The following is an 18936-nucleotide window of genomic DNA, read 5'->3' as shown; positions in this document are numbered from 1 at the left end:
ATTAACTAGTTTCATTGTAATGCAATTGAAATTAGTTTCCTAATATTTCAGAAGAAAGAAACTATTTTTAGAATTTTCTTGCTATAATAAGGGAAAGAAAATGCGGGGGTGGAATAAATATGTTATATGAAAACGGCGTAGATAAACTGCTTAGTTTAAGTAGAAATATTTCCGAATTATATCGAGAATTAAACGAAATGACCCGGATTTTAACGGATTGTAATCGAGAAAGTGTGAAGTTTGATCGATTATATGTAAAAGAGTTACTTTGGAAGAAAGAAGATGTAATAGAGAAATATGACCAGCTACTTGTACAACTTTGTATTAACGAATGCTTTGATCTAAAAAGTGTCATTACAGGGGAATATAAGTATACATATGAAGAAGTAGAAAACATAGTTTTACAATTTAATGAAAAGTATAATGTCGCAATCTTAATTAAAGATGTGTGTAAAGAATTACAGTTCACATATGGAATTGATATGGACATAACGAGAACAACTCGGGTATCAACAGCTCAAGTATAGAAAAAGGAAAAGAAAGCAGATCCTTTGCTTTCTTTTTTTGTGAAAATAGAGAGAGTAGGTTTAACGATGAAGGGGAAGTTACAGCATATTCATCCGCTTGGAATGAGTATTATTTTAGGGACATTGTTTGCTAGGTTTGCAACTTCAATGAGTATCCCTTTTTTAGCGATTTATTTAACGACTGTTAAAGGTGTATCAGCTGGAATGACTGGTGCTATTATCGGAACGAGTGCACTTGTTGGTGTTTTTGCTAGTTTTATCGGAGGGAATTTATCAGATCGATTTGGCCGGAAAACGATTATGCTCTGGTCCATGATCGTTTGGGTTTTTGTGTTTATAGGTTTTTCACTTGCGGATCATGTTTTAAGTTTCTTTTTATTAAACGCTTTAAATGGATTATGTAGGTCGTTTTTTGAGCCAACATCAAGAGCATTATTATCAGATTTAACAAAGCCTGAGTATCGGTTACTCGTCTATAACTTACGATACGGTGCAATAAATGTTGGAGTTGCAATTGGACCAATTGTTGGATTACAGATTGGAAGTGCAAAATCAACAATTCCTTTTTTAGTAGCAGCTGGGGTATATATTCTATATACAGCTATATTAGCGTTCCAATTTAAGAAGTATCCAATGGAAAAAAAGAAAGTGAGTACAGAAAAAACTGTTACAATGCTAAATGCAATACGTATATTGCGAAAAGATATAGTATTTTTAGTTGCTTTAGTCGGTATTATTTTGAGTAATTGCGGTTTTTCCCATTTAACGACGACAGTATCTCAATATTTTGCAAATGCACATATATTTGAGGATGGGGTGAAGCTATTCTCATATATGCTCGCTTTAAATGCAATTGTTGTAGTGATTATCCAATACCCTGTTATTCAAATGTGCAAAAAGTATACACCGTTAACATCAATTATGGTTGGGACTTTATTTGTGAGCGGGGGATTATTTGGCTTTGGAATAGTAGAATCTATGCTAGGTGCTGCCGTTTGTACAATTATTTTTACAATTGGAGAAGTCTTAATGTTTTCGATGACGGATGTATTTATTGATGATATTGCTGTTGCGCATCTAAAAGGAACATACTTCGGTGCGATGGGCTTTTCGGGAATTGGAGTAGTAATAGGTCCGTGGTTCGGAGGAGTACTTCTCGATTACTACGGGTACCAAAATGGGTTTGCGGTATTTTCAGCACTAGCTATATTTTCAACTGTGGCATTTCCTGTGCTTTTAGTTACAAAAGGTTTATCGAAAAAAAGATATGATAGAAATTCTAATATAGAAATGCATGCGAAATAACATAAGCCCCAGTAACCAACTGGGGCTTAGTTTGAATTATATTAACTCTTAATTTGAAAAAAGAACTTTTTTTTCATGCTTATCAGCAACTTCATTTTTGGAAATATGAATGGCTAAAAATCCGTTTTCTAAGCAGGCTAGCATCTTTTTATAAATGATAGTAGTAGGTAAAGGGATTGTTCGTTGTAAGGAAATGTTTTTATGAAGTATGCATATAGCTAGGCCTGTCTCTAACTTTTTAATGAGTACATTTTGTTCCGTGACATTTTGTACATCTGTTTCCAAAATATATTCTTCTTCGGTTTCGCAAAGATCGATGTGAATTTGATTTGGAAAGCTAAAGTTACTATAAGAATCGGAACAAAATTGATCCATCCATTCTTCGAAACCATCAACATGAAAAAGACAATTCTTCTTTTTCTTGCCCATGTAAGACACCCTCCGTAAAATATCAATTCATATCATGTTATGCATGAATGAAACAGAGGTGAAGAATAAATGATGAAATACAAACATTTTATGTTGAATGTGCACGGTATGTGAATGTTTTTATTACATATCATGATGTGAATGTTTTTTTTGGCGTGAATGGTTACGGTTTTTTACTTTATGAGATCCGCTTAATGGTTCAGGTTGTCCTTGTTTTTCTTTTGATTCACGGTTGTTTTTATCCATTGTATATGACACCTCCTCTTTCTTTTTAGAATGAGAGAAGTTGGCGATTTTATACGAGAATGTTTTTAGAAAAAAAGGTAAAGATAAAGGGGACTAACAATTATAGAAAGGGGATTATATAATGCCATATCATAAAGATAAGCAACAAGCCTTTCAAGCGGCACAGCAAGGAGTTACACAAGCAGAAAATGCATTTAATAATATTGTGAAAAATGACCCTAACTACGGTCATGATTTAAAAGAGTTACGCCAAGAGGTTCAGGAAGCATATGAACAAATTCAAAATGCACTAGAGGTAGCTTCAGAAACACAACGTCCACAACTTGAGCAATATGAAAATAATCTCCAAAATATAATGCGAAATGTAGATCAATTAGAAAAGTAAATGAGGTTGTTGTCTATTCGACAACCTTGCTGCTTTAGTAAACGTTATGCTAAAACAGAAAATTTTTCTATTAGTTTTTTCTTTGCTATGTGCAGTACATATATTTCAAGTGGAAAAAGTGGAAGCGAAAATGTTGCTCAGAAAAGAGTTAGAACCAACTGGTTATGTAACATGGGAAGTACCTAATAATGAAAAAATTATTGCAATTACATTTGATGATGGGCCAGATTCAACGTATACACCACAAGTTTTAGATTTATTACGTCAATATAAGGCGGAAGCGACATTTTTTATGATTGGATTTCGAGTTCAGCGTAATCCATATTTAGTGAAGCAAGTGTTAAAAGAGGGACATGAAATTGGAAATCATACGATGAATCATTTGTACGCAAGTAATTCGTCAGATGAAAAATTAGAAAATGATATTTTAGATGGAAAGAAATTTTTTGAAAAATGGGTGAAAGAACCTTTGCTATTCCGTCCTCCTGGCGGATATATTAACGATGCTGTATTTAAAACAGCGAAAGAGGCTGGCTATCAAACCGTTCTATGGTCGTGGCATCAAGACCCGCGTGATTGGGCAAATCCAGGGGTTGAATCCATTGTAAATCATGTAGTGAAAAATGCTAAAAGTGGCGATATTGTATTGTTACATGATGGAGGGAATGATCGTAGTCAAACGGTAGCAGCGCTAGCAAAAATTTTACCTGAGCTGAAAAAACAGGGCTATCGATTTGTAACGGTTTCGGAATTACTACGTTATAAACATTAGAAGAAATCCCAAAAGGAAAATAGACCTTTTGGGATTTTTCTTTACTGGTTCTTTTTACGTTTCTTATTATTTTGTCGCTCTGCTGGAGTTAAAGGCTCGTTTGCAAATTCTTCATTGTAACCAGTTCCTTGTCCTTGTGCAGATGCAGCATTCATTCCTGAAATAGTATGATTTGCTTTTCTTTTACCCATTTTATTTCACCCCTATAACATTTTTTGTATGTTGAATGATGAGCAGTTCATAGTATGTATGAACTGTAAGTAAACCGCTGATAGAGCACTTTACTTTATGATAATAGTATTCATAAGGAGCATGAAAGCTATTCAAATTTAGAAACATAAAGAAAACTTATGATAATCTATAAGTTTCTTATTATTTACTTATTTAGAAAGTTGTAATAAGATATTATCGTAAGGTATTGAAAAGTTTGTCTACATTTTATATTCAGACAACTTAGTCACGTTTAACAGGGGGGAAACATAATGGTCAAACATAATCCATTTCAATCACGTGCAACTTTTGAAGTAGATGGAAAAACGTATCATTATTATGATTTGAAAGCGCTTGAAAATGCAGGGGTTGGCAACGTATCTCAATTACCATATTCCGTGAAAGTTTTACTTGAATCAGTACTTCGTCAAGTAGACGGACGTGTAATCACAGAAGAGCATGTTACAAATTTAGCGAAATGGGGAACGAAAGATGTGCAAGATATCGATGTTCCATTTAAACCATCTCGTGTAATTTTACAAGATTTCACTGGTGTTCCAGCTGTTGTTGATTTGGCTTCGCTTCGTAAAGCAATGGCAGACATGGGTGGGGATCCTGACAAAATTAATCCTGAAATTACTGTAGACCTTGTAATTGACCACTCTGTACAGGTTGATAGAGCGGGTACGGCAGACGCGCTTGCATTCAACATGGACTTAGAGTTTAAACGTAATGAAGAACGTTATAAATTTTTAAGCTGGGCACAAAAATCATTTGATAACTACCGTGCAGTTCCACCAGCTACAGGCATTGTACACCAAGTAAACCTTGAATATTTAGCACCAGTTGTTCATGCTGTGAAAAATGCTGAAGGTGACTTAGTTGCATACCCAGATTCATTAGTTGGAACAGACTCGCATACAACAATGATTAACGGTATCGGCGTTCTTGGATGGGGCGTTGGTGGTATTGAAGCAGAAGCAGGAATGCTTGGACAGCCTTCATACTTCCCAGTACCTGAAGTAATCGGTGTGAAATTAACTGGCACACTTCCAAGTGGTACTACAGCAACAGACGTTGCATTAAAAGTAACACAAGTATTACGTCAAAAAGGTGTAGTTGGTAAATTTGTTGAGTTCTTCGGTAATGGACTAAAGAGCATGCCTTTAGCTGACCGTGCAACAATTTCAAATATGGCACCAGAATACGGCGCAACTTGTGGATTCTTCCCAATCGATGATATTTCATTAGAATACTTACGTTTAACAGGTAGAGATGAAGAGCAAATTCGTATTGTTGAAGAATACTGTAAAGCGAACGGTTTATTCTATACAGCAGACAGTAAAGATCCAATCTACACTGATCTTGTTGAAATTGATTTAAATACAATCGAATCTAACCTTTCTGGACCGAAACGCCCACAAGATTTAATTCCACTTTCAGATATGAAAGATGCGTTCCACAAAGCTGTTTTAGCACCAGTTGGAACACAAGGACTTGGATTTAATGAGCAAGAGTTCGATAAAGAAGTGAAGGTTACATTAGAAGATAAAGAAGTAACGATGAAAACAGGTGCAATTGCAATCGCTGCAATTACAAGCTGTACAAATACATCAAACCCATACGTATTAATCGGGGCAGGTCTAGTTGCGAAGAAAGCAATTGAAAAAGGACTTGTAGTACCTGAGTACGTAAAAACATCATTAGCACCAGGATCTAAAGTTGTTACTGAGTACTTAGATAAATCAGGTTTAACAACATATTTAGACCAATTAGGTTTCCAAACAGTTGGTTACGGCTGTACGACTTGTATCGGTAACTCTGGTCCATTAGCGCCAGAATTAGAAGAATCAATCGCAGCAAACGACTTACTAGTAACATCTGTTTTATCTGGTAACCGTAACTTTGAAGGTCGTATTCATCCTCTTGTAAAAGCAAACTACTTAGCATCACCACCACTTGTTGTGGCATATGCACTTGCAGGTACTGTTGATATTGACCTGAAAAATGATGAAATCGGTAAAGATGCAAATGGCAATGCTGTTTACTTCAACGATATTTGGCCATCAGCTAAAGAAATTGAAGATGTAGTTCAAAGTGTTGTTACATCTGAACTGTTCAAGAAAGAATATGCACAAGTATTTAACAGCAATGAGCGTTGGAATGAAATCCAAACTTCAAACGAAGCTTTATATACTTGGGATAATGATTCAACATACATTCAAAACCCACCATTCTTTGAAGGTTTATCTAAAGAGCCAGGTGAAGTTGAAACGTTATCAGGTTTACGCATAGTTGGTAAATTTGGTGATTCTGTAACGACAGATCACATTTCACCAGCAGGTTCAATTGGTAAGCACACACCAGCTGGACGCTACTTATTAGAAAACGGCGTACAACCAGTTGACTTTAACTCTTACGGTTCTCGTCGTGGTAACCATGAAGTTATGATGCGTGGTACATTTGCAAACATCCGTATTAAAAACCAAATCGCACCAGGAACAGAAGGTGGATATACAACATATTGGCCAACTGGTGAAGTAACATCAATCTATGATGCTGCTATGAAATATAAAGAAGATGGAACAGGTCTTCTAGTTGTTGCTGGTAAAGATTACGGTATGGGAAGTTCTCGTGACTGGGCTGCGAAAGGTACTAACTTATTAGGTATTAAAGCAGTAATCGCAGAAAGCTTCGAACGTATTCACCGCAGTAACTTAGTATTAATGGGTGTATTACCACTTCAATTTAAAGATGGCGAAAGTGCTGAAACGTTAGGTCTTGTTGGTAACGAGTCATTTGAAATTCAAATTGACAAAACAGTTAGACCGCGCGATCTTGTAAAAGTAGTTGCAACTGATTTAGATGGCAACGAAAAACAATTTGAAGTAGTAGCTCGTTTCGATAGTGAAGTAGAAATTGACTACTACCGTCACGGTGGTATTCTGCAAATGGTTCTTCGTGAGAAAATCGAAGAGTCAAAAGTGTCAAACTAAATAATTGAAATGAAAAATAAGGAAGCTAACAATAGTTAGCTTCCTTATTTTATGGAAAGGGATGAAACCATATGGTTTCATCCCTTTCTTTTTACTACGAAAAGTGGAGGGAACGTCATGAAAGAATATAAAAGAATATTGTGGCCGTTACGAAAAGAGAAAATATTAGTAATGGCAGCTGTATGTAGTGGGATAATTGCTGCTATTTTAAATTTATCACGCCCAATTTTCATGGGATTAATTGTAGACAATCTTATTCAAAGGGAGCTAAAAGGTGCGTATTTATATATAGCTTTGTTTGCGGGTATTCGCTTTTTAATGTGGACGAACAATCTTTTATTTGATTATATAAGCTCAAAAGCCAGTCAACGTATATTACAAACGAAACGTATAGAATTATTGCGTCACTATTTCTCATTACCGTTTGAAGAGAGTGAGAAGATTAAGCAAGGGGAGTTAGAAACTTTGGTCGTATCTGATATTCCGAACTGGGTCAGATTATATGGTTCTATATTAATAGAGTATATACACGCTATTGCCCAATTTATTGGAGCTTTCATAGCACTACAACATATAGATATACAGTTTATATTGTGGGTAACTCCGTTTTTATTTTTCAGTGCAATTGTTCCAATACTGATGGGAGAAAAGGTAAGGGATATTGCAAGCATTGCTCAAAAAAATCAATCGAGTGTTGTAGAGATGGTGTCACAGTTTGTAAAGGGTATACAAGATTTACGTAGTGTACAAAAAGAAAAATGGGCCATTCGCTTATTTAAAGGAGTAACGGCACAATCTTATAAATCGGAAGTAAAGAAGACGATGATGCAACATTGCATTGGAGTAGTTGGAACAGTGATTGAAACAGGAGCATATATCGTTGTTCTCATTGTAGGCGCACAAAAAATAATGAAAGGGGAAATGGAAGTTGGTTCACTTGTTGCAGTGTTAGCTACAATTGAAATGCTCTTTTTCCCAGTCCGTTACGTGGGCGATTTATTAATGATGATACAAGTTGCAGTCGCTTCGGCAAATAGAGTTTTTTCCTTTTTAGATAAAAGAGTGGCAGATAGTAATGTAGAAAGAGCGATGGGGATGATAATAACAAATGTTTCATTTCAGGAGAGTGAAGAAGAGAAATGTAGAATTAATAATATTGATTTGCAAATTAATCCTGGTGAATTCGTTATCATTGTCGGAGAAAGTGGTGCAGGAAAAACAACACTTTTAAAATTAATGACAGGTTTGTATAAACCATCTAACGGTAGTGTTGTTTATTATGGTCAAAAGGCTCGAATGACTACAGTGTGGCAAGAACCTCGTTTCTTTCGGACGACAGTAAAAGAGAATATGTATTTCCGGGAGGAGTATTTAGAAAACGAATTAGAAAAAAATATTGACCTTATAAATATGAAGCCGATAATTAGAGATTTACCTAAGGGGATTCAAACTGTACTACATAAAAGTGGAGAAGAGCTTTCGGGAGGAGAAAGAAAACGTCTTGCATTATTACGAGCGATTGGTTCAAATCCGAATCTTATTATTTTAGATGAACCGACTGCGGGGTTAGATCCGAGTAATCAAGAAACTGTTTGGAATATGATTGAAGGACTAGGAAGAGATGTAACGAGAATTGTGGCAACACATGATGTAGAGAAAGTGATACTAGCGGATCATGTTGTCATAATGAGAGAAGGAAGTATTGTTGCATGTGGAAGTCCTGAAAAATTAATAAATAGTCATTCATTTTGAAAGAGATGTGAATAAAGATAAGAGCAGTGCCCTTATCTTTATTCAATATCATTTATTTGATATTGGATAGATTCTGAATGATTTAGATCTACGTTAAAAGTAGCAGTCATAAGGAAAGTTGCAATTCCAAGGATTAAGAAAAGGACGAATGAGACTAGAGAGATGTAAAGACAAATACGCCCTACTTTCTTTTTTTCAAGATCGTTACTAAAGAGTGAAATGATCCATGTAATAATACCGATTGGGTATAAAAGAAAACTAAGAATATATAATGTTATTTTTTCGAATGAATTCATAAAAAATCCCCCTTTTGTTGAAGTTTATATAACTACGAAAGTAAAAAGGTGAATGGGCCCATAAGAAGATAAACAACACTTCATCTGTTTTTCTAATTATATGATAAAAAGGAAAAGATTACACTTCAAATGAGAATATTCTAATTATTTCGACTCTGAATATTTCCAAGCTTGTCCGTATAAGCTAAAATAAGGTATATAGTATTTGAGTAATTAAGTTATAAGAAGATAAATACGTTAGGGTGATATAACATGTGGCGGAAGCTTACGATTATTGTAGTGTTACTTTGTTTAGCGGGATATGCAGCTTATGAACAGTTTGGTAAAAAAGAGCAGATGGTACAAGGGGAGCAAGAACAAAGTGAAGCTGCTATGAAAGAGATGATTGCAAGTAATGGTATTGAAATAGGGAAGAGTGCGCCAGACTTCGAATTAACGAAGTTAGATGGAACGAATGTAAAGCTATCAGATTTAAAAGGAAAGAAAGTGATTTTAAACTTTTGGGCAACGTGGTGTGGACCTTGCCAACAAGAAATGCCGGATATGGAGGCTTTCTATAAAGAACATAAAGAAAACGTAGAAATTTTAGCAATCAACTATACGCCTTCAGAAAAAGGTGGGGGGGAAGAAAAGGTAAGCAATTTTGCTAAAGAAAAAGGAATTACTTTTCCTATTTTATTGGACAAGAACATTGATGTGACAACAGCGTATAAAGTAATTACGATTCCAACTTCGTATTTTATAGATACAAAAGGTGTCATTCAAGATAAGTTTATTGGGCCGATGACGCAAAAAGAGATGGAGAAAAGGGTTGCTAAATTAAAATAATGGTGAAAAGGTAGAGGTGGAGAGTTCCCATTTCTGCCTTTTCTTTTTCAAGTAGTAATAACTTCATGATATGATGTAAGAAATATAATCGTTTAGAGATAAAGGAGTGTATGGAGTGGGGAATGTATCCTTACCGTTAGATTATGTTGTAATTGATTTTGAAACAACAGGATTTAACCCTTATAATGATAAAATTATTCAAGTTGCAGCGGTGAAATATCGTAATCATGAACTGGTAGATCAATTTGTTTCATACGTGAATCCAGAGCGACCAATTCCGGACCGAATAACGAGTTTAACCGGTATTACCAATTATCGTGTTTCAGATGCACCGACGATTGAAGAGGTATTACCTTTATTTTTAGCATTTTTACATACAAATGTTATTGTGGCCCATAATGCTTCTTTTGATATGCGCTTTTTGAAAAGTAATGTAAATATGCTAGGGCTACCTGAACCTAAAAATAAAGTAATTGATACTGTATTTTTAGCGAAGAAATACATGAAGCATGCGCCTAATCATAAACTTGAAACGTTAAAGCGAATGCTTGGAATTCGTTTAAGCTCTCATAATGCATTTGACGATTGCATTACGTGTGCTGCTGTTTATCAAAAGTGTGCAGCTATTGAAGAAGAAGGACAGAGAAAAGTAAATAAGGTCTCACTTGATGAAATCGTAGTATACGAAGCGGTGAAAGAAATGCTTGCACGTAATAAACGTAATGTAGAATGGCTACGTTGTATGAACGTAGGAAGTTATTTAGATATAAAAGCTTTTTATCCAGTTATGAGATTAAAGGTAAAAGGGCGAAAGAAATATGTATTAACAGAGATATTAGAAGAAGATGTGAAAGAAATATGTACAAGTTTAAAATGTGAACCGGCGTTAAAAAGTGAAGTTGGTAATACGAGAATTATGCTTAATAGCTTAGAGGATGTTATGAAATTAGAAAGTTATATTTTAGAGCAGTATGATTTTGTATTACAGGCGCTTCATGATTATAAAGAAAATGAAATGAATGCAGATGAAAAGTTGAAAGAGTATTTAAATATTATGGTATGAAAAACTCCGTGTGCAATATATTGTACACGGAGTTTTTTTAGGAGTACCAAAACATAAAATTTTCTTACAAATCTGATTAAAGAGTTTTTCGTTTGCTCATACTATGTAATAAGAAAGTGAAGGAGAGAGGGTGAACAACATGAGAAGAAGTCGCCGTAAATCGTTTGAAGAACTTGTAAATGAAAATAAACAACAATTATTAAGCGATCGTGATGCAATTGATCGCATTGAAGAGCGCATCGAAAAACGTTATGAAATGAAACTTTTTAAGCAAGCTGAATAATTCTTAACGCTAGTACGATACTAGTGTTAAGGAGGCGATAGTAATGGGTAATCCGAAAAAAAATTCAAAAGACTTTGCACCAAATCATATTGGAACACAATCGAAAAAAGCTGGTGGAAATAAAGGAAAGCAAATGCAAGATCAAACAGGTAAACAACCGATTGTTGATAACGGTTAAAAAGGAGAATGTTATCATTCTTCTTTTTTGTGAGGAAATGAAAGATGAGTTTTTAGCAGTAATATGAAAAAAAGGGCTGACTTTTGTCAGCCTTTTTTCGTAATCGTAAAATTTTCAACGAGTAAACGCCAATTTTGCGGGAATGGTAAACCGATTTTCCAGTAACTAATACCGCCTATACCTTGTTCTTTCATTAAATTGAATTTACTTTGAACAGACCGTGAATCTTCAAACCAAACTTCGTGTTGCACGCCGTTTTCATCAAAGTAATTAAAATGAGGAGCTTGGGCTGTGAAATCATAACGAATAGGAACATTATATTTACGAGCTAGTGCAACAGCTGCGACAGAGCTAATTGCTTTTGCGGGTGGATTTCCTTGTTTAAATGGAAGCTTCCAATCAAACCCGTATAAATTTTGCCCCATCATAATTTTTTGTGGAGGCATTTGAGATTTTGCATATTGAAGTACTTCTTTCACTGGACCGATAGGAGAAATCGCCATCGGTGGACCGCCTTGCCATCCCCAGTCATATGTCATAATGACGACGAAATCAACAATTTGCCCTTGCGCTTTATAATCGTGAGCTTCGAAAAATTTTCCCTTTTGATTTGAACTTGTTTTCGGTACGAGAGTTGTGCTCAATGTGTACCCGCTAGGTAAGCGTGTTTTTACATTTCGTAAAAAGCGATTATACGCCTCGCGGTCTTCAGGTGCTACACTCTCGAAATCGAAATGAATGTCTCGCATGCCATATTTTTGAGCTGTTTGCAAAATATTAGTAATGAATTTGTTTTGAATCGTTGCGTCGCGTAAAATAACTGATGTTAGATCGGCACTGAAATTACCATTTTCAATATTTGTAATAACGAGCATAGGGATTGTTTTACCTTGCGTTGCAATATTAGCAATTTTAGCTGTTTCAGTAGGTTCTTTTAATGTGCCATCTCTTTTTGCCTCAAAACTAAAATAGGCTAAGTATGTTAAAAATGGATTGATGGCGCGTGTCGCATTAACTAAACTCTCTTTAATCGGTATAGTTGAAGGTTGTAAATAAGCGATGGATTCTACAGCTCGTTTTGTGCCTTTTGGTACATATAATTGTTGTCCGACATGGAGAATAGATTTTAAAGATAAATTATTAACTTTAGCTAAACTAGCGAGGGGGACATTATATGTTTGAGAAATTCGATATAGGCTGTCACCAGGCTGTACATAATAATTATTTCCTTTCGTATTAACGATAAGTGCCTGACCAACAACGAGCGTTTCAGCTGGATTTAGTCCATTGTCTTTTACTATTTCGTCAGGTGTTGATCCATATTTTGATGCCAAGCTATATACGCTATCACCACTACGAACAGTTACAATTTGAATCATATGCTGGCTCCTTTCAGTAAAAGATTCACTGTTTTTATTTTATTTTTGATGTCACTGTATTATGATTAAATGTATGCAAGGTAGCAGAAGTGAAAGAAGGCGAATACATATGTTTGTAGCAGAACATGAAGTTGAAATCCGTTATGCGGAAACAGATCAAATGGGTGTTGTTTACCATTCAAACTACTTAGTGTGGCTTGAGTTAGGTCGCACGAAACTTATACAAGATTTAGGTTTTTCATATGTTGAAATGGAGAAAGAAGGAATTATTTCTCCTGTGTTAGATTTACAAATTTCATATCGTAAAGCGATGCGTTATGGAGAAAAGGCAATCGTAAAAACATGGGTAGATACTGTGAGCCCGCTTCGCGTTGTATATGGATATGAAATATATAATGGTGATGGTGATCTTTGTATTACTGCAAGTACGACGAATATTTGTGCGAAAAAAGAAGGATTCCGCCCTGTATCATTTAAAAAGTTATATCCTGAGTGGTATGCGAAATATGAGGAAATTAAGAAAAAATAAAAAAGCGTGGCAGAAGCCGCGCTTTTTTATTTTTCATAATTAAATTGTGGGAAGTCGTCACCTTCATTAAGTGTAACAGATAAATTATGTCCATCGAAGAACCATTCATCATCGCCTTCAATAAAGAAGTTAATACCTTCTTCTTGAATTTGAACAGCAGGGTGTGCAGGATCATCTTTACGAATACCTAAAGAAAGTCCTTTTTGCACAGTACTGCAACCACCGTATTGTACGAAAAAGCGTAGTGTTTCATTTGATTGTAAGTTTAATTCAGTTTTATACCATTGTGCTGCTTCTTTTGTTACGGAAAGATTCATGTATAGTTCCTCCAAGTTATGTTGCTTTTTCTTTAGTATAAAAAATAACGCAAAAAGACGCTATTAATATGCTTCACGTTTTCTTTTTGCGTTATGTGGGTTACGATCTTATTTTTGCTTTTTTGAAAAGTTTGCTTTTGGTTCAGTTTTATTTATAATTCGTCCGATATTTGCACGGTGTTTATAAATAACCATACCTGCTAATAAACACATCGCAATAATGAAGATTTTATCCCCGCTAACAATGGATGCAATAACAGCAACAACTGCTGTTACCATAGAAGAAAGTGATACGTATCTTGTTGTAAATAAAAGGGTGAAAAATACAACAGCCAATATTGCAAAAACAACTGGTGAATAGCATAATAGCACCCCAGCAGAAGTTGCAACTGCTTTACCACCACGGAATTTCGCGAAGATCGGGTAGACATGTCCAAGAACAGCCGCTAATCCGAACCATAGTGGGTGAATATCTAATCCGAAAATCATTGGTAGACTTGTTGCTAATGTCCCTTTTAAAATGTCAGCAATTGTAACGGTAAAACCTGCTTTTTTCCCTAATGTACGGAATGTGTTTGTTCCGCCTAGATTACCGCTCCCGTGCTCACGAATATCGATTCCGTAGCCAATTTTTCCAACAACTAGTGCAAATGGAATCGAGCCAAGTAAGTAGGCAACGATAAATAAAAGATATGTAGTAACCATAAGTTCAGTCTCCTTTATTCAAATGTGTTGATAAAGGGTAAAAAGAGTTTTTCCCATACATTGTACCATACATTTGTAAAGAGCACATTTCTTTTTTGTAAATGAAAAATTCATTATTTCGTGAAAAAAATTTCACAGTAATGTTACATTTCTCGCAGAAACAGCAAGGCTATATGTAGTAACATTTTAATCAAAAGACAACAACATATTGGTGGAGGGTTATAAATGTTACAAAATAATACACGTGGAGAAGAATTAATGAAAGTGTTCGAGACGATAGTCCACGGCAATGAACAAGATTTAATGCAAGAAAATGCAAATGTAGACGGCCGCTCTCCAATGGGTGTAATGGGAACGTTCGCATCTGAGAGTGCAAAATATTATGCTGTTGAGAATTTATTGTCAGATCAAGTGAAAAAAGCGATAAATGAAAATATATTATATCCACATGATTTAGATTTTTATGCGACAGGAACGACGACTTGTTCGCAAATTCCGTTAGCGCAAATGCTTGCTAACGGTTTTCATACTGGACATGGACATATGAGACAACCACAAGACATTAAAAGTGCATTGGCTCTTTCGTCTATTATTTTTCAAGCGAATCAAAATATGCAGCATGGCGGTCAATCGTTTGCACTCTTTGATATTGATTTAGCACCTTATGTACGAAAAACAATTGAGAGACATAAAAAACGATTACAATCATATCCGCTTACGAAAGAACAAATAGAAGAATTTGCATGGAAAGAAACGGAAAATGATACGTATCAAGCGTGTGAGGCTTTCGTTCATAATTCGAATAGTATGCATAGTAGGGGCGGAGGACAAGTACCGTTTATTTCTATTAATTACGGAACAGATACGTCAAAAGAAGGAAGAATGTTAATTAAACAACTATTAAAAGCGACACAAGCTGGACTTGGTAAAGGAGAGACACCAATTTTTCCGATTCAAATTTTCAAGATGAAAAAAGGTGTGAATTTTGAAGAAAGTGATCCGAATTACGATTTATTTGAATTAGCATTAGAGACAACTGCAGAGCGATTATTCCCTAACTTTTCATTTTTAGATGCTCCGTTTAATGCAGTGCATTATGATGGAAGACCAGAAAGTGAAGTATGTTACATGGGATGTCGTACCCGTGTTATGTCTAATATACATGGAGAAGAAACAGCGATTGGTAGAGGGAATTTATCATTTACGTCTATCAATTTAGTGAAATTAGCGTTAATTAGTGGTTCAAAAGAAGCATTTTTTGAAGCGCTAAACTACTATTTAGATTTAGGAATTAAGCAGTTATTAGAAAGATTTGCGTATCAATGTACGAAGCGAGCAAGAGATTTTCAGTTTTTATATTCACAAGGTGTATGGCGTGGTGGAGAAGCATTGCAGCCTGAAGACTCCGTAGCTTCGATTTTAAAACAAGGGACGTTAAGTGTTGGTTTTATCGGTCTTGCGGAATGTTTAGTAGCTTTAACAGGAAAGCATCATGGGGAAGATGAAGAATCATGGAAACTTGGGTATGAAATTATTTCCTTTATGAGAGATAGAATGGATAAAGCGACAGAAGAACATCAACTGAATTTCTCGATAATTGCAACTCCAGCAGAAGGATTATCAGGAAAGTTTGTGAAAAAAGATAGAGAAGAATTTGGCGTAATTAGCGGTATAACGAACCATAATTACTATACGAATTCATTCCATATTCCAGTTTATTATAACATTCAAGCGATAAATAAAATCCGTTTAGAAGGCCCGTTTCATGCTCTCTGTAATGGAGGACACATTACGTATATAGAACTAGACGGAGCAGCGATGCATAACAAAAAGGCATTAAAACAAATTGTACAAGCCATGGCAGAACATGGCGTTGGATACGGTTCAATTAATCATCCTGTTGACCGTTGTAAGTGCTGTAGTTATCACGGGGTTATTGGAAATGAATGTCCAAGTTGCGGGAATGAAGATGAGGCTAATATAGAAAGAATTCGCCGCATAACAGGCTATCTTGTAGGAGATATGTCGAAGTGGAATAGTGCGAAACGTAGTGAAGAGATAGATCGGGTGAAACATAAATGAAAGTGATGAATATTATTCATGATAGTGTAGTAGATGGAGAAGGATTGCGGACAGTCGTGTTTTTTGCGGGCTGTCCGCATCGTTGTGTCGGTTGCCATAATCCAAAATCGTGGAATATTTGCAACGGAACGGAAATGACAGTAGAAGAAATTGTGAAAGAGATTGCAAGTAATCCATTAACTGATGTAACATTTTCAGGTGGAGATCCATTTTTTCAAGCTGCTGAAGTGAAAAAGGTAGCAAAAATCGTGAAAGATTTGAAAAAAAACCTATGGATGTATACAGGTTATACGTTAGAAGAGATACAGAGTTCTCAAAATAATGATATGATAGAGTTGTTACATTATGGGGATGTTTTAGTCGATGGAAGGTTTGAAATTGAGAAAAAAGATTTAACACTTCCATTTCGCGGAAGCTCCAATCAACGTATTATTCGATTGAAAGAGTAAAAAGGCGGGATAGATTATATGAATAAAACAGTATTGCTTGTTGAAGATGAAAGAAGATTACGTGAAATTGTTAGTGATTATTTTCGTAATGAAGGCTTTGAAGTAATCGAAGCAGAAGATGGGAAAAAAGCGTTAGAGTTATTTGCAGAGCATGAAATTGATTTAATTATGTTAGATATTATGTTACCGGAAATAGATGGATGGTCTGTTTGTAGACGAATTAGAAAAGAATCAGCAGTACCAATTATTATGTTGACAGCGCGTTCGGATGAGGATGATACATTGCTAGGTTTCGAATTAGGTGCAGACGAGTATGTAACCAAACCATTTAGCCCGAAAGTGTTAGTAGCTCGTGCAAAGACGTTATTGAAACGTGCGGATGGTGCGGTAGGTGTAGCGGAAGAAAATGCTATGTCTTTAGCTGGAATTGAAGTGAATCGTCTATCTAGAACTGTTTTAGTAGATGGAGAAGAAATTATATTGACACATAAAGAATTTGAACTTCTTGTTTATTTAATGGAGAACAAAGGAATCGTTTTATCACGTCAACATTTATTAGACCAGTTATGGGGATATGACTATTACGGTGATGACCGAACGGTTGATACCCATATTAAAAAACTTCGAAATAAGTTAGGAGATAAAGCGAAGCATATCGGTACTGTTATTCGAGTTGGTTATAAATTTGAAGAATAATCTAGAACGATTTGTGTAATTTAGCCTAGGAAAATGGCGATTTTATACTCTCTTTTGAAGGTAGAATGTACAAAAAATACTTTTCTTGTCTACAATGTTAGATAGGAGTATTTTTTTAATTGGATTTCACGATGAGTTCACAAGAAGGACACAAAACGTGACTATACTGAAAATACGAATTCACCAGAGAGGGGAAATAAAACATGGGATATTACGACGGACCAAATTTAAATGAAGAGCATAGTGAAACGAGAGAAGTGAGAAAATCAGGTAGTAAAAAAGGCTATTTCTTCACAGGTTTAGTGGGAGCTGTAGTCGGAGCGGTTTCGATTAGTTTTGCAGCACCATATATGCCATGGGCTCAAAATAATGGAGCACCAGTATCATCATTTAGTTCGGATTCAAAAGTAGAAGGTACTGTAGTTCCTGTTGTAAATAAAGCGAAAAATGAAACTGATTTACCTGGTATGATTGAAGGAGCGAAAGACGTTGTTGTAGGTGTTATTAATATGCAGCAAAGTGTTGATCCATTTGCAATGCAACCGACAGGTCAAGAACAACAAGCTGGTTCAGGATCAGGTGTTATTTATAAAAAAGCAGGAAATAAAGCATATATTGTAACAAACAACCACGTAGTAGATGGTGCAAATAAACTTGCTGTAAAACTAAGTGATGGTAAAAAGGTAGATGCAAAGTTAGTAGGGAAAGATCCTTGGTTAGATTTAGCTGTTGTTGAAATTGACGGCTCTAATGTGAATAAAGTTGCAACTTTAGGTGACTCAAGTAAAATCCGTGCGGGTGAAAAAGCAATTGCAATCGGTAACCCACTAGGATTTGATGGAAGTGTAACGGAAGGCATTATTAGTAGTAAAGAACGTGAAATTCCAGTTGATATTGATGGCGATAAACGACCAGATTGGCAAGCACAAGTTATTCAAACAGATGCAGCGATTAACCCAGGTAATAGTGGTGGTGCATTATTTAACCAAAATGGTGAAATAATTGGAATTAATTCAAGTAAAATTGCACAGCAAGAAGTTGAAGGAATTGGATTTGCTATTCCAATTAATATCGCAAAGCCAGTTATTGAATCACTTGAAAAAGACGGAGTGGTAAAACGTCCAGCTCTTGGAGTAGGTGTCGTTTCGTTAGAAGATGTGCAAGCTTATGCAGTCAATCAATTGAAAGTACCGAAAGAAGTAACGAATGGTGTTGTATTAGGTAAAATTTACCCAATATCACCGGCAGAAAAAGCTGGTTTAGAGCAATATGATATTGTAGTAGCATTAGATGATCAAAAAGTAGAAAACTCACTTCAATTCCGTAAATATTTATATGAAAAGAAAAAAGTAGGCGAGAAAGTAGAAGTTACATTCTACCGTAACGGTCAAAAAATGACGAAATCGGCTACTTTAGCAGATAATTCAGCTACAAAGAATCAATAATCGAAATAAAAGAAAGTCTCTTTCATATTGAAAGAGACTTTCTTTATCGGCTATACTAAAGGAA

22 protein-coding genes are annotated in these 18936 nt (G+C 35.4%); 15 read left to right on the top strand and 7 right to left on the bottom strand.

Annotation, left to right across the window (positions count from 1 at the left end):
* Positions 1-119 precede the first annotated feature (119 nt).
* Both BUA87_RS21795 and BUA87_RS21790 read left to right on the top strand, forming a co-directional pair.
* Entirely contained in the window at positions 120-527 is a 408-nt protein-coding gene (locus tag BUA87_RS21795) for a hypothetical protein (protein WP_000965149.1), read from the top strand.
* Between the two features lie 66 nt (positions 528-593).
* Positions 594-1832, top strand: coding sequence for an MDR family MFS transporter (locus BUA87_RS21790; RefSeq protein ID WP_000676814.1), 1239 nt, complete (start codon positions 594-596; stop codon positions 1830-1832).
* Positions 1833-1880: 48 nt separating this feature from the next.
* On the opposite strand, the gene BUA87_RS21785 is transcribed toward BUA87_RS21790, so the two are convergent.
* Both BUA87_RS21785 and BUA87_RS21780 read right to left on the bottom strand, forming a co-directional pair.
* Positions 1881-2261 (bottom strand): Hsp20/alpha crystallin family protein, encoded by a 381-nt coding sequence (locus BUA87_RS21785; protein ID WP_000516758.1) that lies wholly within the window; start codon positions 2259-2261, stop codon positions 1881-1883.
* 123 nt (positions 2262-2384) lie between these two features.
* Entirely contained in the window at positions 2385-2507 is a 123-nt protein-coding gene (locus tag BUA87_RS21780; protein WP_000360249.1) for a small acid-soluble spore protein P, read from the bottom strand.
* Between the two features lie 121 nt (positions 2508-2628).
* Here BUA87_RS21780 and BUA87_RS21775 point away from each other — a divergent pair, with 121 nt between their 5' ends.
* Entirely contained in the window at positions 2629-2892 is a 264-nt protein-coding gene (locus BUA87_RS21775; RefSeq protein ID WP_001146295.1) for a hypothetical protein, read from the top strand.
* Positions 2893-2938: 46 nt separating this feature from the next.
* Positions 2939-3664, top strand: a complete 726-nt coding sequence (gene pdaB, locus BUA87_RS21770; RefSeq protein ID WP_072940776.1) for a polysaccharide deacetylase family sporulation protein PdaB — start codon at positions 2939-2941, stop codon at positions 3662-3664.
* A 41-nt stretch (positions 3665-3705) separates the two neighbouring features.
* Here the strand turns inward: pdaB and sspO are convergent, their stop codons facing one another.
* The gene (sspO, locus tag BUA87_RS21765) at positions 3706-3855 is read right to left on the bottom strand and encodes an acid-soluble spore protein SspO (RefSeq protein WP_000518057.1); all 150 of its coding nucleotides are present in this window, start codon (positions 3853-3855) and stop codon (positions 3706-3708) included.
* Between the two features lie 291 nt (positions 3856-4146).
* On the opposite strand from sspO, the gene acnA reads away from it, so the two are divergent.
* Together acnA and BUA87_RS21755 are read left to right on the top strand one after the other, a co-directional pair.
* Entirely contained in the window at positions 4147-6870 is a 2724-nt protein-coding gene (gene acnA, locus BUA87_RS21760) for an aconitate hydratase AcnA (RefSeq protein WP_000238552.1), read from the top strand.
* A 117-nt stretch (positions 6871-6987) separates the two neighbouring features.
* The gene (locus BUA87_RS21755) at positions 6988-8622 is read left to right on the top strand and encodes an ABC transporter ATP-binding protein (RefSeq protein ID WP_071714686.1); all 1635 of its coding nucleotides are present in this window, start codon (positions 6988-6990) and stop codon (positions 8620-8622) included.
* 38 nt (positions 8623-8660) lie between these two features.
* Here BUA87_RS21755 and BUA87_RS21750 read toward each other — a convergent pair whose 3' ends face one another.
* The gene (locus BUA87_RS21750) at positions 8661-8918 is read right to left on the bottom strand and encodes a hypothetical protein (RefSeq protein WP_001083875.1); all 258 of its coding nucleotides are present in this window, start codon (positions 8916-8918) and stop codon (positions 8661-8663) included.
* A 252-nt stretch (positions 8919-9170) separates the two neighbouring features.
* Here BUA87_RS21750 and BUA87_RS21745 point away from each other — a divergent pair, with 252 nt between their 5' ends.
* The 4 genes from BUA87_RS21745 to sspN all read left to right on the top strand — a co-directional run bounded on the left by BUA87_RS21745 (position 9171) and on the right by sspN (position 11270).
* Entirely contained in the window at positions 9171-9746 is a 576-nt protein-coding gene (locus BUA87_RS21745; protein ID WP_000269064.1) for a TlpA family protein disulfide reductase, read from the top strand.
* 115 nt (positions 9747-9861) lie between these two features.
* On the top strand, positions 9862-10809 hold the full coding sequence (locus BUA87_RS21740) for a 3'-5' exonuclease (protein ID WP_065229193.1): 948 nt from the start codon (positions 9862-9864) through the stop codon (positions 10807-10809).
* Positions 10810-10948: 139 nt separating this feature from the next.
* Complete coding sequence (locus tag BUA87_RS21735) at positions 10949-11092, top strand: FbpB family small basic protein (protein WP_001254699.1); 144 nt, start codon at positions 10949-10951, stop codon at positions 11090-11092.
* A gap of 43 nt (positions 11093-11135) precedes the next feature.
* The gene (gene sspN / locus BUA87_RS21730) at positions 11136-11270 is read left to right on the top strand and encodes an acid-soluble spore protein SspN (protein WP_000527987.1); all 135 of its coding nucleotides are present in this window, start codon (positions 11136-11138) and stop codon (positions 11268-11270) included.
* A gap of 86 nt (positions 11271-11356) precedes the next feature.
* Here sspN and BUA87_RS21725 read toward each other — a convergent pair whose 3' ends face one another.
* Positions 11357-12649, bottom strand: coding sequence for a glycoside hydrolase family 18 protein (locus BUA87_RS21725; RefSeq protein ID WP_000614858.1), 1293 nt, complete (start codon positions 12647-12649; stop codon positions 11357-11359).
* A 109-nt stretch (positions 12650-12758) separates the two neighbouring features.
* Here BUA87_RS21725 and BUA87_RS21720 point away from each other — a divergent pair, with 109 nt between their 5' ends.
* A complete protein-coding gene (locus BUA87_RS21720) occupies positions 12759-13178 on the top strand; it encodes an acyl-CoA thioesterase (protein WP_000495808.1) in 420 nt (139 codons plus the stop codon).
* A 26-nt stretch (positions 13179-13204) separates the two neighbouring features.
* Here BUA87_RS21720 and BUA87_RS21715 read toward each other — a convergent pair whose 3' ends face one another.
* Together BUA87_RS21715 and plsY are read right to left on the bottom strand one after the other, a co-directional pair.
* Positions 13205-13495, bottom strand: a complete 291-nt coding sequence (locus BUA87_RS21715) for a HesB/YadR/YfhF family protein (RefSeq protein WP_001054455.1) — start codon at positions 13493-13495, stop codon at positions 13205-13207.
* Between the two features lie 108 nt (positions 13496-13603).
* Positions 13604-14200 (bottom strand): glycerol-3-phosphate 1-O-acyltransferase PlsY, encoded by a 597-nt coding sequence (plsY, locus tag BUA87_RS21710; protein WP_000258974.1) that lies wholly within the window; start codon positions 14198-14200, stop codon positions 13604-13606.
* Between the two features lie 225 nt (positions 14201-14425).
* Here plsY and BUA87_RS21705 point away from each other — a divergent pair, with 225 nt between their 5' ends.
* The 4 genes from BUA87_RS21705 to BUA87_RS21690 all read left to right on the top strand — a co-directional run bounded on the left by BUA87_RS21705 (position 14426) and on the right by BUA87_RS21690 (position 18872).
* Positions 14426-16282, top strand: a complete 1857-nt coding sequence (locus BUA87_RS21705; RefSeq protein WP_000940082.1) for an anaerobic ribonucleoside triphosphate reductase — start codon at positions 14426-14428, stop codon at positions 16280-16282.
* Positions 16279-16731: an anaerobic ribonucleoside-triphosphate reductase activating protein gene (gene nrdG, locus BUA87_RS21700; protein ID WP_000867078.1), complete on the top strand. Its 453-nt coding sequence runs from the start codon at positions 16279-16281 to the stop codon at positions 16729-16731. The genes BUA87_RS21705 and nrdG overlap by 4 nt, the downstream gene beginning before the upstream one ends.
* Before the next feature lie 18 nt (positions 16732-16749).
* Positions 16750-17427 (top strand): response regulator transcription factor, encoded by a 678-nt coding sequence (locus BUA87_RS21695; protein WP_001044679.1) that lies wholly within the window; start codon positions 16750-16752, stop codon positions 17425-17427.
* Positions 17428-17630: 203 nt separating this feature from the next.
* The gene (locus tag BUA87_RS21690) at positions 17631-18872 is read left to right on the top strand and encodes a S1C family serine protease (protein WP_000542643.1); all 1242 of its coding nucleotides are present in this window, start codon (positions 17631-17633) and stop codon (positions 18870-18872) included.
* Positions 18873-18936: the final 64 nt, after the last annotated feature.

Origin of the sequence: Bacillus sp. bc15, assembly GCF_900142585.1 — a bacterium.
Taxonomy (GTDB): domain Bacteria; phylum Bacillota; class Bacilli; order Bacillales; family Bacillaceae_G; genus Bacillus_A; species Bacillus_A cereus.
Note: the sequence above shows the minus strand (reverse complement) of the source record. Positions and strands in the feature narration are given on the sequence as shown.

Coding starts and splice junctions, on each gene's coding strand:
- BUA87_RS21795 (WP_000965149.1), top strand. CDS start 120: ATGTTATATGAAAACGGCGTAGATAAACTGCTTAGTTTAAGTAGAAAT.
- BUA87_RS21790 (WP_000676814.1), top strand. CDS start 594: ATGAAGGGGAAGTTACAGCATATTCATCCGCTTGGAATGAGTATTATT.
- BUA87_RS21785 (WP_000516758.1), bottom strand. CDS start 2,261: ATGGGCAAGAAAAAGAAGAATTGTCTTTTTCATGTTGATGGTTTCGAA.
- BUA87_RS21780 (WP_000360249.1), bottom strand. CDS start 2,507: ATGGATAAAAACAACCGTGAATCAAAAGAAAAACAAGGACAACCTGAA.
- BUA87_RS21775 (WP_001146295.1), top strand. CDS start 2,629: ATGCCATATCATAAAGATAAGCAACAAGCCTTTCAAGCGGCACAGCAA.
- pdaB (WP_072940776.1), top strand. CDS start 2,939: ATGCTAAAACAGAAAATTTTTCTATTAGTTTTTTCTTTGCTATGTGCA.
- sspO (WP_000518057.1), bottom strand. CDS start 3,855: ATGGGTAAAAGAAAAGCAAATCATACTATTTCAGGAATGAATGCTGCA.
- acnA (WP_000238552.1), top strand. CDS start 4,147: ATGGTCAAACATAATCCATTTCAATCACGTGCAACTTTTGAAGTAGAT.
- BUA87_RS21755 (WP_071714686.1), top strand. CDS start 6,988: ATGAAAGAATATAAAAGAATATTGTGGCCGTTACGAAAAGAGAAAATA.
- BUA87_RS21750 (WP_001083875.1), bottom strand. CDS start 8,918: ATGAATTCATTCGAAAAAATAACATTATATATTCTTAGTTTTCTTTTA.
- BUA87_RS21745 (WP_000269064.1), top strand. CDS start 9,171: ATGTGGCGGAAGCTTACGATTATTGTAGTGTTACTTTGTTTAGCGGGA.
- BUA87_RS21735 (WP_001254699.1), top strand. CDS start 10,949: ATGAGAAGAAGTCGCCGTAAATCGTTTGAAGAACTTGTAAATGAAAAT.
- sspN (WP_000527987.1), top strand. CDS start 11,136: ATGGGTAATCCGAAAAAAAATTCAAAAGACTTTGCACCAAATCATATT.
- BUA87_RS21725 (WP_000614858.1), bottom strand. CDS start 12,649: ATGATTCAAATTGTAACTGTTCGTAGTGGTGATAGCGTATATAGCTTG.
- BUA87_RS21720 (WP_000495808.1), top strand. CDS start 12,759: ATGTTTGTAGCAGAACATGAAGTTGAAATCCGTTATGCGGAAACAGAT.
- BUA87_RS21715 (WP_001054455.1), bottom strand. CDS start 13,495: ATGAATCTTTCCGTAACAAAAGAAGCAGCACAATGGTATAAAACTGAA.
- plsY (WP_000258974.1), bottom strand. CDS start 14,200: ATGGTTACTACATATCTTTTATTTATCGTTGCCTACTTACTTGGCTCG.
- BUA87_RS21705 (WP_000940082.1), top strand. CDS start 14,426: ATGTTACAAAATAATACACGTGGAGAAGAATTAATGAAAGTGTTCGAG.
- nrdG (WP_000867078.1), top strand. CDS start 16,279: ATGAAAGTGATGAATATTATTCATGATAGTGTAGTAGATGGAGAAGGA.
- BUA87_RS21695 (WP_001044679.1), top strand. CDS start 16,750: ATGAATAAAACAGTATTGCTTGTTGAAGATGAAAGAAGATTACGTGAA.
- BUA87_RS21690 (WP_000542643.1), top strand. CDS start 17,631: ATGGGATATTACGACGGACCAAATTTAAATGAAGAGCATAGTGAAACG.